This is a genomic window from Hyphomicrobium sp. (assembly GCF_047600905.1).
Classification (GTDB): Bacteria; Pseudomonadota; Alphaproteobacteria; order Rhizobiales; family Hyphomicrobiaceae; genus Hyphomicrobium_B.
Genome location: NZ_JASGKD010000001.1, coordinates 2,773,652 through 2,791,181, shown reverse-complemented (window position 1 = coordinate 2,791,181; position 17,530 = coordinate 2,773,652). Strand labels below are relative to the sequence as shown.

Here is a 17,530-nt window from a genome sequence, read left to right as displayed (position 1 = left end):
GTCGTGGCCGCCTCCCCGGCGGTGACGCAAGAGGGAGCAAGTGCAAGGCGTCTACCGCGGAGCGCGCCGAAGCAGGTAGGTGTCCATGATCCAGCCCTTACGCTCTCGTTCCTCAGCCCGTGCTTCTTCGATCGCGTCGACGCATTCTTTGAGTTTTCCCGAAACCAATATCTGATCGGGTGTGCCGAGATACGCGCCCCAGAAAATCTCGACATCCTCATCGAGCAGTGCGCGAAGGCCGGAGCCGTTGTCGAGCATGACAACTGCGGTATCGACTCCCTTCGGTAGCCCTTCAAGCAGCTTGCGGCCGGTAGTGATGTGGACGGGCTCGCCGATCGGGTTCAATGCAATTTTGTGCTCCGCCGCCAGCGCCTGGACGGCCGTGATGCCAGGAATAACCTCGTACTCGAACGATATAGTGCCCTCGGCCAAAACCTGCTCGATCACGCGGATCGAGCTGTCGTAAAGCGAGGGATCGCCCCAAACCAGAAATGCGCCGGTTTCCCCATCGCGCAACTCGTCCGCTATCAGCGAACCGAAGATTTTCGCCTTGTTGCGATGCCAAGCCTGCACCCCTGATTTGTAGTCACCGTTTTGGTCCCGCACAGGTCCCGGAACTTCGACAATGCGATAAGACTTGCCTTCGATGTATCGTTCGCAAATCGTTCGCCGAAGGTCGGCGAGATCTTGCTTCTCCTCGCCTTTGTCCAGAAAGAAGAAGACGTCCGTGGCGTTGAGCGCCTTGACGGCCTGCATCGTCACGTAATCGGGGTTTCCCGCGCCGATCCCGATGAGCAGAACTTTCTTCATGCCAAGGCTTCTCCAATTTGACGGGCGACGGAAACCGTAAATAACGCGATTTGTCGATGGGGCGCGCGCGAGACATTGCACCGCGCGCCGTTCGGTGCCAATTCACGGATGCCGTATTCGTAAAAAGGAAATGCCCGCCGATGGCCGAGCGCATTGTGTTGGTGACGGGTTCTCTGGCTGAACCCCGCGTCAAGAGGGTAGCCGAAGAGCTCAACAACGCCGATCTCGACCCCGTCGTCGCCAATATCGGCGTCAAGGTTGCCGCCTTGATGACGACTGAGATCGTCGAGCGGCGTCTGAAACTGCCAGACCATATCGATCGCGTGATCATGCCCGGCCGCTTCCGCGGCGACCTCGAACGCCTCTCCGATCATTTTGGCACCCGCTTCGAGCGCGGTCCTGAGGAAATCGCCGATCTTCCCCAATACCTCGGCCAGGCGGCACGAAAAATCGATCTTTCCGAGCAAGACGTTAAGATTTTCGGCGAGATCGTCGACGCAACTCTGATGACGCCGGAGCAGATCGTCGAGCGCGCGCGCAAGTATCGCGCCGATGGAGCCGACGTGATCGATCTCGGTTGTCTGCCCGATAGTCCCTTCCCGCATCTCGAAGCGGCGATCGCCGCGCTCCACGCCGATGGAGCTAAAGTCAGCGTTGATTCCTTCAATTCCGAAGAGCTATCGCGTGCAACGCGCGCCGGCGCCGATTATCTCTTTTCGCTTTCCGAGAAGACGATCTCGATCGTAGATGAAGGTCCCGCAGCCCCAATTCTCATTTCCGCGGGTGCAGCGGACATGGATTCGCTCGATCGCGTCATCGACATCATGATCGCCAAGGGTCGCCCGTTCTATGCCGATCCGATTCTCGATCCGATCCACTACGGCTTCACCGCCTCGGTCGCGCGCTATTACGATCTTCGCAAGCGCCGCCCCGATATCCCGATCCTGATGGGTATCGGCAATGTCACCGAACTGACCGACGCCGACACCACAGGCATCAACGCCATCCTGATGGGCATGTGTTCGGAGCTTCACATCACTGCAGTGCTCGCTGTTCAGGTCAGTCCGCACTGTCGCACCGCGATCAAGGAATTCGACCGTGCCCGGCGCGAATACTTCGCTGCGCGCAAGGCCAATGCGCTGCCGCAGGGATTTGGCTCCGGCCTGATGGCGCTCCGTGACCGAAAGGGATTTGCGTCTACTCCTGAGGAAATCAGGGCGCTCGCGTCAGAGATCCGCGATCACAACTATCGCATCGAAGTCGCCGAAGACGGCATTCACATCTATAATCGCGACGGTCACCACGTGTCCGATGATCCCTTTCAACTCTTCCCACATCTGCATGTCGGCACCGATCCGGGCCATGCGTTCTATCTTGGCGTAGAAACCGCCCGTGCCGAGATCGCTTATCGCCTGGGCAAGCGTTATGCCCAAGATGAGCCGTTGGAATTTGGCGTCGTCGCCGAGACCAAAGGTTCCGCCGACGACGCGCATCTGATGAAATTCAAGGAGGCAGGCTCAACCCTGCAAAAACCTTCGAAGTCCGATTGAGCGGGCCAATCATTAGACATCGAGATACGACATCATCCGTTCGGTGTAGCGCGCGCCCGAAACACTGTGCGCGCTCGCGGCGTTACGCAGCCTCTCGACCTCCGCAGCTGTGAGTTCCAGATTTGCTGCGGCGAGGTTCTCTTCGAGAAAGACGCGCCTCTTCGTACCCGGAATCGGCACGATTTGCGGGCTGACACGGAGCAGCCACGCCAGCGCAACTTGACCGGGTGTAGCGCCATGCGCACCGCCAATCTCTCTCGCGATCTCGGCGATCTTCATGTTGGCGTCAAAGTTCGCACCCTGGATGCGCGGATCGTTTCGCGATCGATAATCGTCGGGCGGGTAATCCTCGGCGCGTTTCGCTTTGCCGGTGAGAAAACCTCGCCCAAGCGGGCTGAACGGGACGAGGCCGATGCCAAGCTCGAACAACGCCGGCATGATTTGCTCTTCGATGCCCCGCTCCCAAAGCGAGTATTCGCTCTGCAACGCCGAGACGGGTTGAACGGCATGCGCACGGCGAATTGTCTTTTCTCCTGCTTCCGACAGCCCGAAGTAAAGCACCTTGCCTTCCGCAATTAAGCCTTTGACGGTATCGGCGACGTCTTCGATCGGCACCTGAGGATCGACGCGGTGCTGGTACAGAAGATCTATATGGTCAGTCTGCAGCCGCTTCAATGAGGCGTCGACCACTTCTCGAATGTGCTCAGGCCGGCTATCCAAACCTGAAATACCCTTATCGCCGAAGGTGAACCCGAACTTCGTGGCGATCACGACCCCGTCGCGCTTACCTTTTAGCGCACGCCCTAGCAGCTCCTCGTTTTTGAACGGCCCATAAGCTTCTGCAGTATCCAGAAAATTGCAGCCGAGTTCGATCGCCCGATGCAGGGTCGCGATCGATTCCGCATCGTCGGCATGGCCGTAAGCGTAGCTCATGCCCATGCAGCCGAGGCCGATCGCCGAAACTTCAAGGCCCTGGCTGCCGAGCTTGCGTTTCTCCAACATGGCATCGCCTTTCGAAAGCAAATGGGAATTTTCATCGGGCCGTCGCCGTAGCGCCCGCGAACATCGGCCACATTTAATCATCGTGCCGGCCTGAGATAATGATAGGGTATACGAATACCCCCTTTGGCTTTGAGTGTATAATGCGCGGAAGCGAGTTTGCCGAGCTACGCGCCTTCGTAACCATTGCCGAGCAAGGCAATTTTGCGCGGGCAGCCGCTCACCTCAGAATTTCACCGTCGACGTTGAGCCAGACGATACGGGAGCTGGAAAAAAGGCTCGGTCTCCGTCTGCTCAATCGCACGACACGAAGCGTCTCGTTGACGGAGGCGGGACAGCGGCTCCTTGTTCGTTTCAAGCCTGCGCTTGACGAAATGCAGGAAGCCGTTCGCGAGATTCAAAACTTGCGTGACGAGCCCGTCGGAACCGTGCGCCTTCACACGCCGCGGAAAGCCGCATCATCGCTGATCGCCCCGCATTTGGGAGCATTCGCGAAATTCCATCCCGATATTATGCTCGACATCATCGTCGACGATGCCACTATCAATCTCGTAGAAGAGGGCTTTGATATCGGCATTCGCCTCGGGGAATTGCTCGACGACGACATGGTCGCGATCAAGCTCGGCGACGACCTCAGGATGTGCGCGGTAGCCTCGCCCGAATATGTCGCGAAATACGGCAAGCCGAAAAATCCAGGAGAGCTTCAGAAGCACCGCTGCATCAATTGGCGTTGGGCCGGCCGCCACGGAATCTACAACTGGGAATTCTTCAAGGACGGCCATTGGACGTCTGTAGCGGTCAACGGTCCGCTCACCGTCTCCTGCAGCGATTTGGCCATCAGCGCCGCGGTTCAGGGCGTCGGAATCGCCTTCTGGGCGGAACAAGCGGTTCTTCCGCTCATTGCAAACGGCCAGCTTGTCCCCATGCTGGAAGAATTCTCGCCACCTTTTCCCGGCTGGTATCTCACCTATCCGCGCCAGAGGTACATGTCGAGCGCAGTGCGCGCCGTTATCGAGTTTCTGCGCCGTCATAACGTGCCGACGCGCGCCGAAAATGCCGAGCTGGCGCCGGTTTGACCGACCGGCGCCACGCGGCCTCTTAATCCAGCGTCGCCATATCGATGACGAACCGATACTTGACGTCGCTTTTGAGCAGGCGGTCGTAGGCGTGATCGATATCCTTCATCGCAATCATCTCAATGTCCGAGGTGATTCCGCGCTCGGCACAGAAATCGAGCATCTCCTGCGTTTCTGCGATGCCGCCGATCAATGAACCCGCAATCGACTTACGTCCAAAAATAAGCGGAAAGACAGATGGCGATGGGTGCGGATGCTCCGGCACGCCGACAAGCGTCAACGCACCGTCGAGCTTCAGGAGAGTGGTGAAGGCATCGAGGTTATGTGATGCCGCCACAGTGTCCAGGATGAAATCGAAACTGCCGGCATGTTTGGCCATCTCGTCGGCGTCCTTCGAAATCACAACTTCATCGGCGCCAAGGTCGAGTGCTGCTTGTTTCTTCGAAGCCGACGTCGTGAAGGCCACCACATGCGCGCCGAGTGCATGGGCGAGCTTGACGCCCATGTGACCCAATCCGCCGATTCCGACGATGCCGACCTTTTTTCCCGGTCCCACATTCCAGTGCTTCAGCGGCGACCAGGTGGTTATGCCGGCGCAAAGCAGCGGCGCAGTAGCGGCTAGCTGCTCGGCCTTATGGTTGACGCGGAGCACAAAATGTTCGTCGACGACGATCCGCTTCGAGTAGCCCCCGAACGTGTTCGGCAATCCGCCCTTCGCAGCGCCGTTATAGGTGCCGGTGAAGCCATGCGGACCGGTGCAGTACTGCTCGAGATCGTGCTCGCAGGGATTGCATGTCCGGCAGCTATCGACCATGCAGCCGACGGCGGCAACGTCACCGTCCTTGAACTTCGTGACATCTTTTCCCACAGCCGTTATGCGCCCGACGATCTCATGGCCGGGAACGCAGGGATAAAGAATTCCCGGCCACTCTCCGCGCGCGGTATGGAGATCCGAATGGCAGACGCCGCAGTAGAGAATATCCATGACGATGTCTTTGGGACCAGGATCCCGTCGCTCGATGGTGATCGGCGCGAGCGGCGCTTTCGCTGTCGCGGCGGCATAAGCTTTCGTCTGCATGACTTCCCTCATTCTGTGAGCGTTTTGAAATGCTGATATGGTGGGTGAATCAGTAATCGGTCGCGAGCGAGGTTTCCTTCCACGCGTCAAGCTCGGTCGCAAAACGTCGCTGCTTGTCGAGCGTGCGCCGGAATGCGTCGGAGCCAAGAACAAGATGAAGCGGCGGCTCCTGCGCTTGTACCGCCTTTATAATCGCTGCTGCGGCACGGTCGGGATCGCCAATCTGTTTGCCGGCCATATTTTCGAGTGCCTTCAATGCGGCGCCCGCCGTTGACACGTAATCGGCAATGCCGACGGGCCGGGTTCGAATGGAATGCTCCGACAGAAAATCCGTACGAAAAGCACCCGGTTCGACAAGCGTAACTTTGATTCCGAGCGGCGCAACCTCTTGCGCCAGACTTTGCGACATGCCTTCGACCGCGAATTTGGAAGCGGCGTAAAAGCCGGAGCCCGCACCCGGTGCAAGTCCCGCGATCGATGTGATGTTGACGATATGCCCGAAGCGCTGCTTCCTTAGATACGGAAGAACAGCCTGTACGACACGCCGTGTGCCGTGAAAGTTGACATCGAACATGCGGGCGATCTGATCTTCCGTCGCCTCCTCGATCGATCCGAGAAGACCATATCCTGCATTATTGACGATGACGTCTAACCGGCCATGAAACCCGTGGGCCTCGGCGATGATGGTTTTGACCGCTGCACTGTCGGTCACATCGAGAGACAGTGTATGCAGCTTTCCCGTTGGGTCTTCAATCGGCGGGACGCCGTCCCGCGTCGTTCCAATTACGCTTTCGCCATCCGCCAAGAGCGCCTCAGCAAGCGACTTGCCGAATCCTCGCGAAATGCCAGTGATAAACCAGATTTTGCTGCTGTCCGTCATCGAAGCGGCCTTATGTAATGGAGATGTTGTGAGATTGCGTCGGAGCTGAGCTCGAACGTTATTTTAGGTAGCCTCGCCGACTGGAATAATAGTCCGGAAACCGAATAGCTCATTCGATTTCGGGACATAATGTGGCTCCGCCGCGCCGAGGCAGTTCGAGTTGGAATGTGGACCCGGTGCCGCGTCTGGCCCGTCCCTGCATTGACGGTCTCGACGGGATCATCCTGGACGCCGGTCGATGATTTTATATCGCTGCTATTTATTGCGTTTGCTGGTCGCAAGCATGCCGTTATTCGCCAAAACCACTGCGAGCATGAAATAAAATTCGGGAATCGAGGATTGTGCTCAAAAGAAAATACGGAGAAAAAGAGAGAATATTGCAATTCGCGGCAGTTTAATCCCTTTTGTTTTATCGGCTTGAATTGTAATTAAGCTTTTGTTAACCGAAGCATTGCGGACTCATTGTCAAAGCAGAACTCAATTATCGGATCGAATCCCGTGGCTATTTTTCGGTTTTTTGCCGCCATTGCACTTTCCGCCGCGATCTTGCTGGCGGCGCCCGGCATTGTTTTCGCCCAGAGTTTAAGCGATGCCTCGTTGGCGATGAGCTCTGACTGGTCGGGCGGCTACATGGGTCTTGGCAGCAATCTGGGCGAGGCAATTCATCGCCGCCGCGAAGTCAAACCTGCAAGGCAGGCGGCCTCTGCGCATGCGCAGCGGCGCCCAGCCCGCAAGCGGGTACAAGCGAAGGTGGCTACCGGTAGAAATCCGATAAAAGACACCCCCGTGTATCTTGTGGCTCAATCGCTCGATCACTCAGGACTGACGCTCTACACCCTTCCGACGCTGGGCGGACCTTAAGGGCCCACGAGGGTTGCGAGGGCTCAATTTTGCCCCCCTTTTCAGCGGCAAATCGCGCGCGCAGCAGCAAAAGCGGGGCGTTCTCCACCGTCGACGACAGAAATCCTCCACCGGGGGTTCCCAAGCGTTTTTTTTGTGCTATACGGCGCCTTCCGGCCGCTCCGAAACGAGCGGCCTTGTTTATCGGTAGAGCGCACATCTGTCAGAGATCGCTGCGCTTTTGGTAACGCGGGGTGGAGCAGCCCGGTAGCTCGTCAGGCTCATAACCTGAAGGTCGTTGGTTCAAATCCAGCCCCCGCAACCAACCAACAAATAAGATATTTATTGAAATTCGGAGACGGCCTTTTGAGGCTGATCTGGGCCGCTGGGTACCAGTTGGCTATCAGGGCGAAGAAATTTTAGTTTGAAATTGTCGAGCGGGCAGCGTCGTCCCCAACCCCCGAGACCGACGCCTTTCTTCACTCCCAAGTGTTCGAGGGCACCAAGCTACGCCGCATCTTCAAGTTAGATCGCAACCGCTCGCATGAGATCTGGCAGCAGCCGCCTTTATCTCCGTCTTAATCGTCTGCCAGTTGAGGAACGCCACCAGAATTTCGCGTTGCCGCAATATCACATTCGCACTAGCTCCCACCGAAGCCGACGACGGATCGCAAGTCGACCTCCCGTTCTTGCCAACGGGGGTGGGGGAATGCTGTTCAAACAGATGACGGTCCTGGTCGTCCCGGACGCTGGCGTCGCTTGGCAACGACTAACGGATTTGGGTGGATCGACAATAGCCTTGGCAACTTCGAGCCTGGATGGTCTGGCAGGCGGCTATGCGCGATCTCGCCCGGATCTCGTAGCTTTGGACGCTGCGAAATGTACGCGCTGTGCGTCCGAAGTGATCAACGATATTCGTGCGATCGACGCGGATGCCAAAGTAGCCGTGTTTGCGCGCGATTTCGAACCTTTCGAGGCCAATGCCTGCCTGCGTGGTGGAGCATCGGCATATCTCACGTATGGAGTGTCGGATGAGGAATTGCTTTCGGCGCTCGTGAAGGCCGCCGCGGGTGAAGCGCATGTGGAGCACGCGTGCGCGCTCAGACTGATCAGCCACAATATGGATGTTCAGGCTCTTCTTTCCGCACTATCAACGCGGGAGCAGGAAGCCTTACGTCTTCTCGGAACAGGACACTCTCTGAAAGAACTAGCGGAGCACTTCAGCATTCAGCCCAAGAACGCTTGGTTCCTTTGGGCGCAACTGCGCAAGAAGCTGGCTGTGAAGACATTCGACGACTTGGAGAAATATGCTCAGGCGATCGCGCCAAACGGATATCGAAGCGCTCGGGGGACGATGCTCTAGCCCGTTCGGATACGCAACCGAATCGCGATTTGGCTTCTCGGTCGCCCGCACCTACAAAACCGACGCTCAATGTTCTAAGCGTTCCGATAGCGCGTCGTCTGTTGGCCGAAGTCTTCAACGAGCTACTGACGACGGACCGCTGGTAGCCGGCTTCTTATATTCCGCGACACTGCAGCCCTCTTGGCCGGGCGATGGAAGAGGATGGAGCACGGCATCATTCGAATAAAGTTCCAAATCTGCCATATGATCGGCGGTACGGCCGCATGCGATAACGAAAGCTTCGGCGATCGGCGCCATCACGGCAGCCCGCGAAGCATATCGCTTCTCAAACTCGATGCGTTCTTTGCTGCAAGGACGTTCGGGCGATCCGCTCGCTATGAGACGATCGATGTCCAATTTTTGAAGGTGGCGTTGGCGCGCCTCCGTCTCCTTCAGAATTTTGAAGGCTTTCTCACACGCGACATTCGCCCTCGATGGCGAAGCTGTTGCGATTCCACAAGCGATGACGCAAAAAACGATTAGTATGCGCATTCCAGTGTCGAGCCTACATTGAGCGGTTGATCCGAAGTTACCTCACTGTAAACCGCTCGCGGGCGCGGCTGATATAAAATTTTCTAGGAAAATTTCCTTCGGGATCACATAACGATCCGTCAAGCTCCGCTGGATTTTTGACCAGGCGCTTCGAGAGGAGTGAGCAGCTCCGAGAGACTTTTGTCTAGTCCAGCGGCGATGCGAGCCGCGAGGTCGATCGTCGGGTTGCTCCGGCCGGTCTCGATCTGATTGAGCATGGCCCGGCTCACCCCGGACGACTCGGCCAACATTTCGAGACTGAGTTTTTTATCTCTCCGCAAGTGGCGAAGATTTATCCGGAAAATCTCTGAGGGCTTCAGTTCGGCCGTGCCCATGCGCTCTGTAATCAACGAAATAGCCATTAGGAAACATCGTATCTAGCAAAGGCAAGTCTGCAGAGCAAAGGGGAAATTAACTGCGACGCGTTGCTGAGGCGGCCGAGATGCCGCCGCATCGACAGAGCAACGCGAAAGTGGCATGCGCGAGCCGCGCAAAGGGCAAACACACAGGCATTCAGCCGGACTTTGGCAGCGAAATGGTGGGCTTACGGGCATCCCGCGGCTTGGCTAAACCGGGGGCGGGAGATCGCATCAAGAGCGGCGACTCGTCGAGCAAACGCAAATCCCGACGTGCTCTCTCGAATGCAGCTTCGAACTTCGCCTTCTTGGATAGCCGAGACGCACGGGCGCGCCTGGCAAACTCGCCAACTTTCATCGCGGTCCTACGAATTACGAGAGGGAGCCAATGAGGCACGGACCAGAGTGGCCTGGTCCGCGCCCCTATATCGGAAAAAGCTTTACGCTTCCTTCCGCGAGGACCAAACGATAGTGGTCTTGAATTTGTTCCTGCTACTACCGAACGGTTTAATTTGACCGCTGATCACGTTTGGCCTGCGCCCTGGCGTTGGCTTTCAGGATACTTCCGACCTTTGATCCAGGCGTGCGCTTACGTCTCGGCGCACCCCCTTTATCGTGCTGTCCAGCACCCGCTGCGGGCTCCGCCGTCGGGTGATGCGTGAATTTATTCCGGCGGTGCAATGCTAATGCGCGGTGCGCGGCTTCGACGTGGCTAGCATTCGCCTCCAGATTATAATGGCGGGCGCGCTCCTTCTTCACCCGTTTGAGAGCATGCGCGAAAATTTGCTTTCGTCGAGCAGGATGGTCGGCGGTACCGGGAAAGCTCTTTCCGCGGGTATCCGCGGTTCCCTTCGCTTCGCGAGCTTTATGACGCTTGAAGGTCTTCTCTTTGTCGTGAAGCCCCTCCAGCCGTTGCGCCAAATTTCGCAGTGCGTCTTTATCCAGATCGTAGATGGCCGGATGGTGAGACGTCTTGACGATTTCATATTCGTCGAAGCTGAGCAGGCTTCTTTCGTCCTTGTTTGAAAATGACATCTGCATACCTCGCGAAAGCGATTGGCGGCATCAGCTGTAGTGAGTATTTGTGTGATAGGTGATCATCAGCATTGCCATGATGATCGCAGAAAAAAGACCAGCCAGCGCCCCTAGCAGCACCGGCATTTGTCCGATGACGTCGGCGTAAAGGTCGTGAGCGGCCAAACTTCCGGCAATCGATGCTATAGCCGAATAGGTAACGACAAGACCGGGGACTCGCGTATCATCGGCGCCCACACCGGCCCCAAGGAAAATGATTTTGTAGCGCGCTAGGCTCGCAATCACAGTCGCCGCTAAACCGGCAATGATCGCGATTGCCCTGGAACTGAGGTCCGTTCCGCTAAGGACCAGCCCTACCAGCGCGCCGATCGCCATGGCGACTAGGATCAATACGAGCAGACTTGCAGAAATTGTTCCCGATTTCCGAACAGGCATGGGCTGACTCCCTTGTCGTTTTATTGTGGGGGCCAGTCTGGTGGGTTTCAAAGGCCAGTCAAGAAAGCATCAAGCCGTAAGTCGTGGTTCTTTGGTGGGTTGGTGAAGGAACCGGCTTGGCTGAGCTGATAAGTTGACAGACGGAAGAAGCTTGGCGTTTTTGTCAGCAATCTTATAAAATTAGCTCAATGGCGCGCACCCGGGAGATGGCTGCGTCGACTGAAATACGGGGCTCGATACATGGGGTTTCATTTCGACCATCTATCAGGAAAAGTTGTTCGCATCGAAGACGGCTGGATGACGATCCGCGACAACGACGGAAAGAATTGGTCTTTCCACCTCACGGATTTTGAACCGGATGTGCTCATTGACGAATTGGTTCACGCTCTCTTCGGGGCGCGAAATACCTCCGCGCAAAAAACATTCGCCGCTTTGCAGAATGTAAATAGCGGCAGCGTCGCGATGCGGCGCAGCCATTTCCGAGAGCTGGTGCGTCCTGAGAAGTTTTACAGCTTGGCCGCTTTGAGTGCATCGCTCTGCTGTTTCATGCTGTTTTATTTTCGAGATAGTACAGGCGACCTCTTTTCACTCAAGAACGGCCTCGCGATGTTGGTTCTGTGCGCAGGCTGGGTCTTCCCGTTAGCAATTCTGGAACGCAAACGCTTCGCCTATTCTCGCGCCCTATCGAGTTACATGCGTGAACGAATTCCTTTGCCAGTTGCTTCATCTGTGCAGAAGCAAACAGAGCTTACATCGTCGGACGATGTGGAAATTATCTAGCAAACGCATGCCGAGAATAAAAAACACACCCGAGCGGTTCGGCCCGCCAGGGTGTGTTCGATGCGAGGAGGCCCTGTGGAGGGTAAGATCCTAACAAGCGATTTATGCGCGGTAATTTTATCGATTGCCATTGAGCCGCAAAGCTTAGGTCGAGCGATATATTCGCTCTAGCGGCCGCTAAGGAAGTACGAATCGGAATGGTTGGACGAACGTCATGGGTTTCGCGCTCACATCTGGAGGTATGGGAGCAAAGGGAGCCGCAGAGTGGATCGCTTTGATCGCCGCGCCGTCGAGCACGTTCGATCCGGACGTCGATTGGACGATTATCGATTGCAGAGAGCCGTCGGTTCCAACCGTATATTTCAAAACAGTTGTCCCCTGACTTTGAGTTCGAGGATTGATCTTGGAACGTTGAACGCGCTCGTTGATTCCGTCCATATACTTTCCAATGAGAGCGAGATCACTGGCCTGCATCACGAGTCTATCGCCGTCGGTGGCAAGCTCGATCTGTTGCGGTTGCGCGAGAACTTGCAATAAGCGAGGCTTCAGAGCGTTGAGCTGTTCGAGCGTCAATGTGCCATCACTTTGGGATTGCGCCGGCTGCTCTAACGTCGTTGTCTGCGGCCGCTCTTTTGCTGCGACGATGTCAGGTTGATCCGCCTCGACCTTATGTTCTGGTGTTTCTGCGCCGATTGTTCCACTGCGTCGGTCGAGGACTGAAGGAGCGTGGGCATCCGTCGAAGCTATTTGATCGCTCAGCAATGGCGGTTCGGATTGAATAGGTACCGCACGCGCGCGATTTTCGATCTGCCGACTGAAGTTGTCGGCAGCTCTCAGTTGAATAGGTAAATCGGCAGAAGTATCGAGTTTCGGCGGTACATAACCTTCCACTTCGTGTTCTGGAGCCGCGTCCGAAAATAGCTCGGCCGATTTCGTTGTCTCGGCGTCACTTGCTTCTGAACTTATGACTTTGGCGGTGCCGACTGGCGGTGTTGCCACAATGGTTTTCGCCGACGCGTCTTTGATTTCAGTAGTGGCAACCTGAGGCGCCGCAGCCATCCGATTGCGGGCATCGTCGCTAAGCGCTGCGGACGGGTTCAGAGCAGTGGACTGAGACGGTATCGATTGCTCCTGCTTTATATTTGCCGCCTGTTCCAATGCTGCGGTTTCGACACGATCCTCGACATTCTCGGGTCGTACAGCAGACCCCATCGGCGTCAGCGTGAACTCCTGTTGTCGAGCAATGTCGAGAACTTCCAATTCGTCGCTTCTAGGTCTCGGCCAGAGCGCAAACGCGAACGCAACGTGCGCCAAAAGTGCGAACATTATTGCCAGAACACGCAGCAGCATAGCGACGCTCGTCTCGGCATCTTAGAAATCGCAGAGCCACTCGCAAGGCTTCGCGCGGATGCCTTCGATATCGAACCGAAGTCCCCTAGACAATACGCGATTGTGTGTTTCTGTACGACCGCAGATTGCAGCCGAAAATTCGCTTAAACTCTCCTTATTCCACTCGCTCTCTGCGGAAAGATCAACCATCCATGCGCATGTTCGGGCATCGCGGCAGCGGCGTTTACCCATCGCCCATGGTCACTGGCCTCACAAGACGGGTTCGCTTTTGGGCGCACGAGGGCCGCCCCAACGCACGACGTTATCGTTGCTCGGTCGTTTTCGTTTTGCTGATCTCATATTTCATGCGTGCAAGCCGGTAAGCGTCTGGGATAGACAAAGCCCAAACGAAAAGTCCTGCGGCCGCCCTTCCGACGAACGACTGCTCAGGTGTCGAAAAATGCCACGTCACGACCGCGAGCAAGAGCGTGAGAAAAGCGAAGCGTAAACCCCGTTGAGGTTCTCCGATCGCCACATGACCGGCGCCGGGAGCAAGAATCGCAAGCGCCAGGACAACATAGGGATTAAGCGATTGTGCTTTGATGGCCGTCGTCATGCAGCTTGTGCCTCGTCCGAGCAATTGAGCGAAGCACTCAACTCGTCGAGGGTCGCGAGCAGAGCGGCAAAGCTTGACGCCTCTATATGCGCACCTTCGAAATGACATTGCCGAAGCAGATGTTCCCCCCGGCTCCCTTCGGCCGCACGCCAAACCAGGCGGAGGCCGCGGCGGGTAACGGCGACTTCTTTCATTTGCGGATCACTGAATAATTTTCGCAGCAGAGGCGCCGACGAGTTCGAGCGCGAGCTGCGACGCGGCGCAGTTGCCCTTGGCGATGATCTCTGCCGCGAGGCCAGGTGGCGGCGCGAGCATGATCGGATGCGCGCTCGTCAAGGAGTAGAATTCGGCTCCGCTCGGTCGTGCGAGTACTGAGAATTCCGGTTGATGCGGTCGCGCTTCGATACACGTTAGCTTCAGCCAAAGCTGTGGAAGCCGGCGAACGGTCATCGTGTCCGGAATGAGTTCAATCCGGATAAATCGCCTCCTGTGGCGACCTTCGAGTTTCGGAAAGCCATCGTCTCCGTGCGTTATTTTATCGTTCTCGAGGAGCGGCGCGCAGTTATCAAGAAGTGTGCGGCGCCTCGATACCACGGCCGCATGTTCCCTGAACGCGACGACGGCGGTGACGGCCAGCCCAATCAACGCGAAGGCGAGTGACAGCGTCATGAATGCTTTCCATCAATAGCGAAGGGAATGGCGGACATTTCGATCCGCCATTCTCATTTCGTTTCTTAATAGCCTTGCGGCCGCGGCCACTGCATCGTGAATTGATCGCCGCGCCGGACATACTGATAGCGGTGGAAATGGAACCACAGTGACGCGATTACGAAGAACACGAGCATTGCAACGAGCTGCGTTCCGTATCCGAGGAAGACCGCGAAGTATGTCGCCGAGCACAGGATCAGCAACACGATGGCGGGCAACGGATGGAAGGGGTGGATATAGCCCCGCTTGATTGTTCCAAGCGGCCACTTCCTGCGGAACAGAATGACGTTGAACGACATGTACGTGTAGCCGAGGAGCCCCGATAAGATCGAGAATGTGATGACCTGATCGAGCGGTGCGAAGTAGGCAAAGATAAGCGCAACCGGCACCAGGAACACGATCGAACGATAAGGTGTCCTGTTGCGAGGATGAACGGCACCGAACCACGTCGGCAGATAGCGGTCACGCCCCATCGAGAACCAGGCGCGCGACGCATCGTTGATGCAGCCGTTGGCCGACGCGAGTGTTGAAAACACCGTACCGACGAACAAAAGCACCATCAGCGGCATCGAGTTGGTCAGTCGAGCTGCATCGAACAGCGGTGTGACGGCCTGGCCGAGATATTCCCAAGGCATCAAGCCGGCGCACACGTACCATGTCATCGTTGCAGCGATGAGCAGCGTAATGATGCCGGTCATCGTGCCGAGCGGCAAGGAGCGTGGGGGAGACCGTACTTCTTCGGCCGCCTGGCATGTCCCTTCGATGCCGAGATAGTACCACAGACCGAAGTGCAGGGACGCAATGACGCCAAGCCAACCGTAGGGCAGGCCGTTCAGCATGTCCTTGTGATCGAGCAGCTCGTTCGACCACGGTTTTACCGCCGCAAACAGAATGATGATGGCGACGAATGCGATCGCTGTCAGGATGAGGTTGACGGTCAGCGTCGCGTACACGCCGCGGTAGTTGAGCCACGCGAGGAACATGATCGTCAGCACGATAAACGGCTTGTCGTGGACATCCGCGAACCCGGCCATCGTGCCGACCGTCTGCACGAGATAGCCAAGCGTAATGGCGTTGGCCGCCTCAAGCATCGTATAGGCAAACACAAGGTAGAGCCCGACATTGAAGGCCATCAACGGGCCGACGATGTGCTTTGCTTGCGCGTATTGTCCACCCGCGGCGGCAACCGTCGAGGTTACTTCGGAATCGATCATCGCCACGCATGTGTAAAGCAGGCCGGCCACCCAGCATGCGATGAGCGCGGCAATCATTCCGCCTTTGCCGACCGCGAAGTTCCATCCCATGTATTCGCCGACGAGCACGATGCCGACGCCGAGCGCCCAAACATGCGCCGGGCCGAGAACGCGAAGCAGCGAAATCTTCTCGCCATGAACCGCTGTCGTTTGTGTCATCGATGTCCCCCCTGGTGCGGCGGATCAATGACGAGCGTGTCGTCGATTTCACCCTCTCGCGATGAAGTAAGAAGTTCTTCGTCGTATGATCTGTCGGTCTTGATCATGTCGAAAAGCATATAAAGGCCAAGGATCGCCGAGAGCGCCCAGGCTGCATATTCCAAAAGCTGGAAGCTGTTCATCTGATTGCCCTCACTTTTTACCGAAGCGTTCGTCGATCACTTCGCGGTATTCGCTTCGTGAAAAGATGAACAGCAAGACGAAGTATCCAACGATCGCGATCGCTGTTACGGCAAGCTCGGCCACGCTGAAACTATAGTCGAACCGCGAGACGATGATCGACGACGCGGTATCCGGCGTGAAGCCGAGCTTTTCCCACTGTGCTTGCTGAACGGCACTCTGACCGAGCCCCGCCCACGTTGATTTGTCCGCCACGGGGAGATCGATTTTGCCGCCTCCCGCGAGCTTCAGATAAAGCGGTGTGAAGAGTGCCGCGACGACGAGGAAAAGAAGAAAGAGACTGTCGAAGAATTGGCCGAAAGCCGATTGCTTCGGCGGTTCGTAATGAGAGTTGGCCACGAGTCCACCTATCGTTTCGTGCTTATTGTTTCTTGAGATCGAGATAGTGCAGGTCGAGACCGTAGATTTCGTCTCGCTCCTCGCTCAGATGGAACAGCATCGCCAAAATGGCTGCCGTGTTGAACAGAATGACGAGACCGCCGGATGCGATCAGAGCCCAAAGGACCTCCGACGAGCCGGCGTAATCCTTCACTTCAAAAAAGACGAATGCGTAGAGAAGCCAAAGAACGATGATCGCCGTCAGCGACCACATGCGATCACCGGCAAACTTGCTGCCGATACGTGGATCCGAGACTAGTTTTTGCATTTTTCCTCCCTTCATCGCCGGATGAGGAAGCGTTGGAACGGGCTCGCGACGACGCGCATCCAAGAGTGCGCGCGATGCAAAACCACGATCCCGGGATCCGGCGATTGGCACGTTGCTCCCTGCGGCAAGATTGACGCAGGGACTCCGGCAGCAGTCAATTATTTTTCGTGATAAGAAACATAGATTCGTCGCTGCATTGCCAAATCCCTTCGGCAGAGCAGCAGATTATCTCCGCGAAAAATGGGCGATTTCCGCGTGTGCGGCGCAACTCAATGTGCAGAATTTGGGCGTGATGAACAATTAAGCTCGGACTGGAGCCCAAGCGGAAATCGCGTCAGAGCCAAGCGTGTACACCTCGGCGACCCAAGGGGTAACGAGCGCAATTTGGTTTCAGACGCGGTTCTGGAAGCAACGCGCTCGGGCTCCGCCTCGCAAAACTTCTGAAGCCTCATCCGTCATCGGGCTGTCGTGCGCGTGCAATACCACACCCGTCAAACCGCGCGCCCCGAGGATGACCCCATGGATGACGTCACGTCAGACCAGATTGAGCAGCTCGACCAGTTTCAGGGCGAATATCGCCGCGCCGTCGAAGACTGGATTGCTGCCATCAAAAGCGAAGAGGCGCTCGCCGCGGTACCTCACGACATCGCTGAGGTCGATAAATGGGAGCAGGCCCATTTCGCCGAGGACGAAATGCGCATCAAGGTCAAAAACGCGAAGAAGCGCTACGAGGACGCCATTCGTCAGAAGTTTTACGGCTTCTGATCTCGTTCGTTAGACCGCTTGCTGCACGTGCCGCCCGCCAAC

20 protein-coding genes and 1 tRNA gene are annotated in these 17,530 nt (G+C 56.7%); 7 read left to right on the top strand and 14 right to left on the bottom strand.

Translation table 11 applies throughout. The features are described 5' to 3' along the window. Positions 1 to 51: 51 nt before the first annotated feature. Positions 52 to 810, bottom strand: a complete 759-nt coding sequence (cobF, locus tag QM780_RS13375; RefSeq protein ID WP_415070948.1) for a precorrin-6A synthase (deacetylating) — start codon at positions 808 to 810, stop codon at positions 52 to 54. A gap of 140 nt (positions 811 to 950) precedes the next feature. On the opposite strand from cobF, the gene QM780_RS13370 reads away from it, so the two are divergent. Continuing rightward, on the top strand, positions 951 to 2,360 hold the full coding sequence (locus QM780_RS13370; protein ID WP_415070947.1) for a DUF6513 domain-containing protein: 1,410 nt from the start codon (positions 951 to 953) through the stop codon (positions 2,358 to 2,360). Between the two features lie 12 nt (positions 2,361 to 2,372). On the opposite strand, the gene QM780_RS13365 is transcribed toward QM780_RS13370, so the two are convergent. Further along, positions 2,373 to 3,362 carry an aldo/keto reductase gene (locus QM780_RS13365; protein WP_415070946.1) on the bottom strand — a complete coding sequence of 330 codons (990 nt, stop codon included), beginning with the start codon at positions 3,360 to 3,362 and terminating at the stop codon, positions 2,373 to 2,375. A 140-nt stretch (positions 3,363 to 3,502) separates the two neighbouring features. Between QM780_RS13365 and QM780_RS13360 the strand changes: the two genes are divergently transcribed. Further along, positions 3,503 to 4,435, top strand: a complete 933-nt coding sequence (locus QM780_RS13360) for a LysR substrate-binding domain-containing protein (RefSeq protein ID WP_415070945.1) — start codon at positions 3,503 to 3,505, stop codon at positions 4,433 to 4,435. A 22-nt stretch (positions 4,436 to 4,457) separates the two neighbouring features. Here the strand turns inward: QM780_RS13360 and QM780_RS13355 are convergent, their stop codons facing one another. Together QM780_RS13355 and QM780_RS13350 are read right to left on the bottom strand one after the other, a co-directional pair. Continuing rightward, entirely contained in the window at positions 4,458 to 5,513 is a 1,056-nt protein-coding gene (locus QM780_RS13355) for an NAD(P)-dependent alcohol dehydrogenase (protein ID WP_415070944.1), read from the bottom strand. Between the two features lie 49 nt (positions 5,514 to 5,562). After that, positions 5,563 to 6,393 carry an oxidoreductase gene (locus QM780_RS13350; protein WP_415070943.1) on the bottom strand — a complete coding sequence of 277 codons (831 nt, stop codon included), beginning with the start codon at positions 6,391 to 6,393 and terminating at the stop codon, positions 5,563 to 5,565. A 462-nt stretch (positions 6,394 to 6,855) separates the two neighbouring features. Between QM780_RS13350 and QM780_RS13345 the strand changes: the two genes are divergently transcribed. From QM780_RS13345 to QM780_RS13335, 3 genes are all read left to right on the top strand, one after another. Further along, positions 6,856 to 7,254, top strand: a complete 399-nt coding sequence (locus tag QM780_RS13345) for a hypothetical protein (protein WP_415070942.1) — start codon at positions 6,856 to 6,858, stop codon at positions 7,252 to 7,254. Positions 7,255 to 7,481: 227 nt separating this feature from the next. After that, a tRNA-Met gene (locus QM780_RS13340) sits at positions 7,482 to 7,558 on the top strand. Between the two features lie 384 nt (positions 7,559 to 7,942). Beyond that, complete coding sequence (locus QM780_RS13335) at positions 7,943 to 8,596, top strand: hypothetical protein (protein WP_415070941.1); 654 nt, start codon at positions 7,943 to 7,945, stop codon at positions 8,594 to 8,596. A 650-nt stretch (positions 8,597 to 9,246) separates the two neighbouring features. Here the strand turns inward: QM780_RS13335 and QM780_RS13330 are convergent. The 3 genes from QM780_RS13330 to QM780_RS13320 form a co-directional block, all read right to left on the bottom strand. Continuing rightward, positions 9,247 to 9,528: a helix-turn-helix domain-containing protein gene (locus QM780_RS13330; protein WP_415070940.1), complete on the bottom strand. Its 282-nt coding sequence runs from the start codon at positions 9,526 to 9,528 to the stop codon at positions 9,247 to 9,249. 501 nt (positions 9,529 to 10,029) lie between these two features. Next, positions 10,030 to 10,557, bottom strand: coding sequence for a hypothetical protein (locus QM780_RS13325; protein ID WP_415070939.1), 528 nt, complete (start codon positions 10,555 to 10,557; stop codon positions 10,030 to 10,032). Between the two features lie 30 nt (positions 10,558 to 10,587). After that, a complete protein-coding gene (locus QM780_RS13320) occupies positions 10,588 to 10,992 on the bottom strand; it encodes a hypothetical protein (RefSeq protein WP_415070938.1) in 405 nt (134 codons plus the stop codon). A 240-nt stretch (positions 10,993 to 11,232) separates the two neighbouring features. Here QM780_RS13320 and QM780_RS13315 point away from each other — a divergent pair, with 240 nt between their 5' ends. Next, entirely contained in the window at positions 11,233 to 11,772 is a 540-nt protein-coding gene (locus QM780_RS13315; protein WP_415070937.1) for a hypothetical protein, read from the top strand. 177 nt (positions 11,773 to 11,949) lie between these two features. On the opposite strand, the gene QM780_RS13310 is transcribed toward QM780_RS13315, so the two are convergent. From QM780_RS13310 to QM780_RS13280, 7 genes are all read right to left on the bottom strand, one after another. Then, positions 11,950 to 13,122 (bottom strand): energy transducer TonB family protein, encoded by a 1,173-nt coding sequence (locus QM780_RS13310; protein WP_415070936.1) that lies wholly within the window; start codon positions 13,120 to 13,122, stop codon positions 11,950 to 11,952. 301 nt (positions 13,123 to 13,423) lie between these two features. Next, entirely contained in the window at positions 13,424 to 13,717 is a 294-nt protein-coding gene (locus QM780_RS13305; RefSeq protein ID WP_415070935.1) for a hypothetical protein, read from the bottom strand. 201 nt (positions 13,718 to 13,918) lie between these two features. Then, the gene (locus QM780_RS13300) at positions 13,919 to 14,386 is read right to left on the bottom strand and encodes a hypothetical protein (protein WP_415070934.1); all 468 of its coding nucleotides are present in this window, start codon (positions 14,384 to 14,386) and stop codon (positions 13,919 to 13,921) included. A gap of 65 nt (positions 14,387 to 14,451) precedes the next feature. After that, complete coding sequence (locus QM780_RS13295; RefSeq protein WP_415070933.1) at positions 14,452 to 15,837, bottom strand: APC family permease; 1,386 nt, start codon at positions 15,835 to 15,837, stop codon at positions 14,452 to 14,454. After that, entirely contained in the window at positions 15,834 to 16,019 is a 186-nt protein-coding gene (locus QM780_RS13290) for a hypothetical protein (protein WP_415070932.1), read from the bottom strand. The genes QM780_RS13295 and QM780_RS13290 overlap by 4 nt, the downstream gene beginning before the upstream one ends. 10 nt (positions 16,020 to 16,029) lie before the next feature. Continuing rightward, on the bottom strand, positions 16,030 to 16,416 hold the full coding sequence (locus QM780_RS13285; RefSeq protein WP_415070931.1) for a hypothetical protein: 387 nt from the start codon (positions 16,414 to 16,416) through the stop codon (positions 16,030 to 16,032). A gap of 22 nt (positions 16,417 to 16,438) precedes the next feature. Continuing rightward, positions 16,439 to 16,723, bottom strand: a complete 285-nt coding sequence (locus tag QM780_RS13280; protein WP_415070930.1) for a hypothetical protein — start codon at positions 16,721 to 16,723, stop codon at positions 16,439 to 16,441. A gap of 519 nt (positions 16,724 to 17,242) precedes the next feature. Between QM780_RS13280 and QM780_RS13275 the strand changes: the two genes are divergently transcribed. Continuing rightward, entirely contained in the window at positions 17,243 to 17,488 is a 246-nt protein-coding gene (locus QM780_RS13275) for a hypothetical protein (protein WP_415070929.1), read from the top strand. The last annotated feature ends 42 nt before the right edge of the window (positions 17,489 to 17,530 follow it).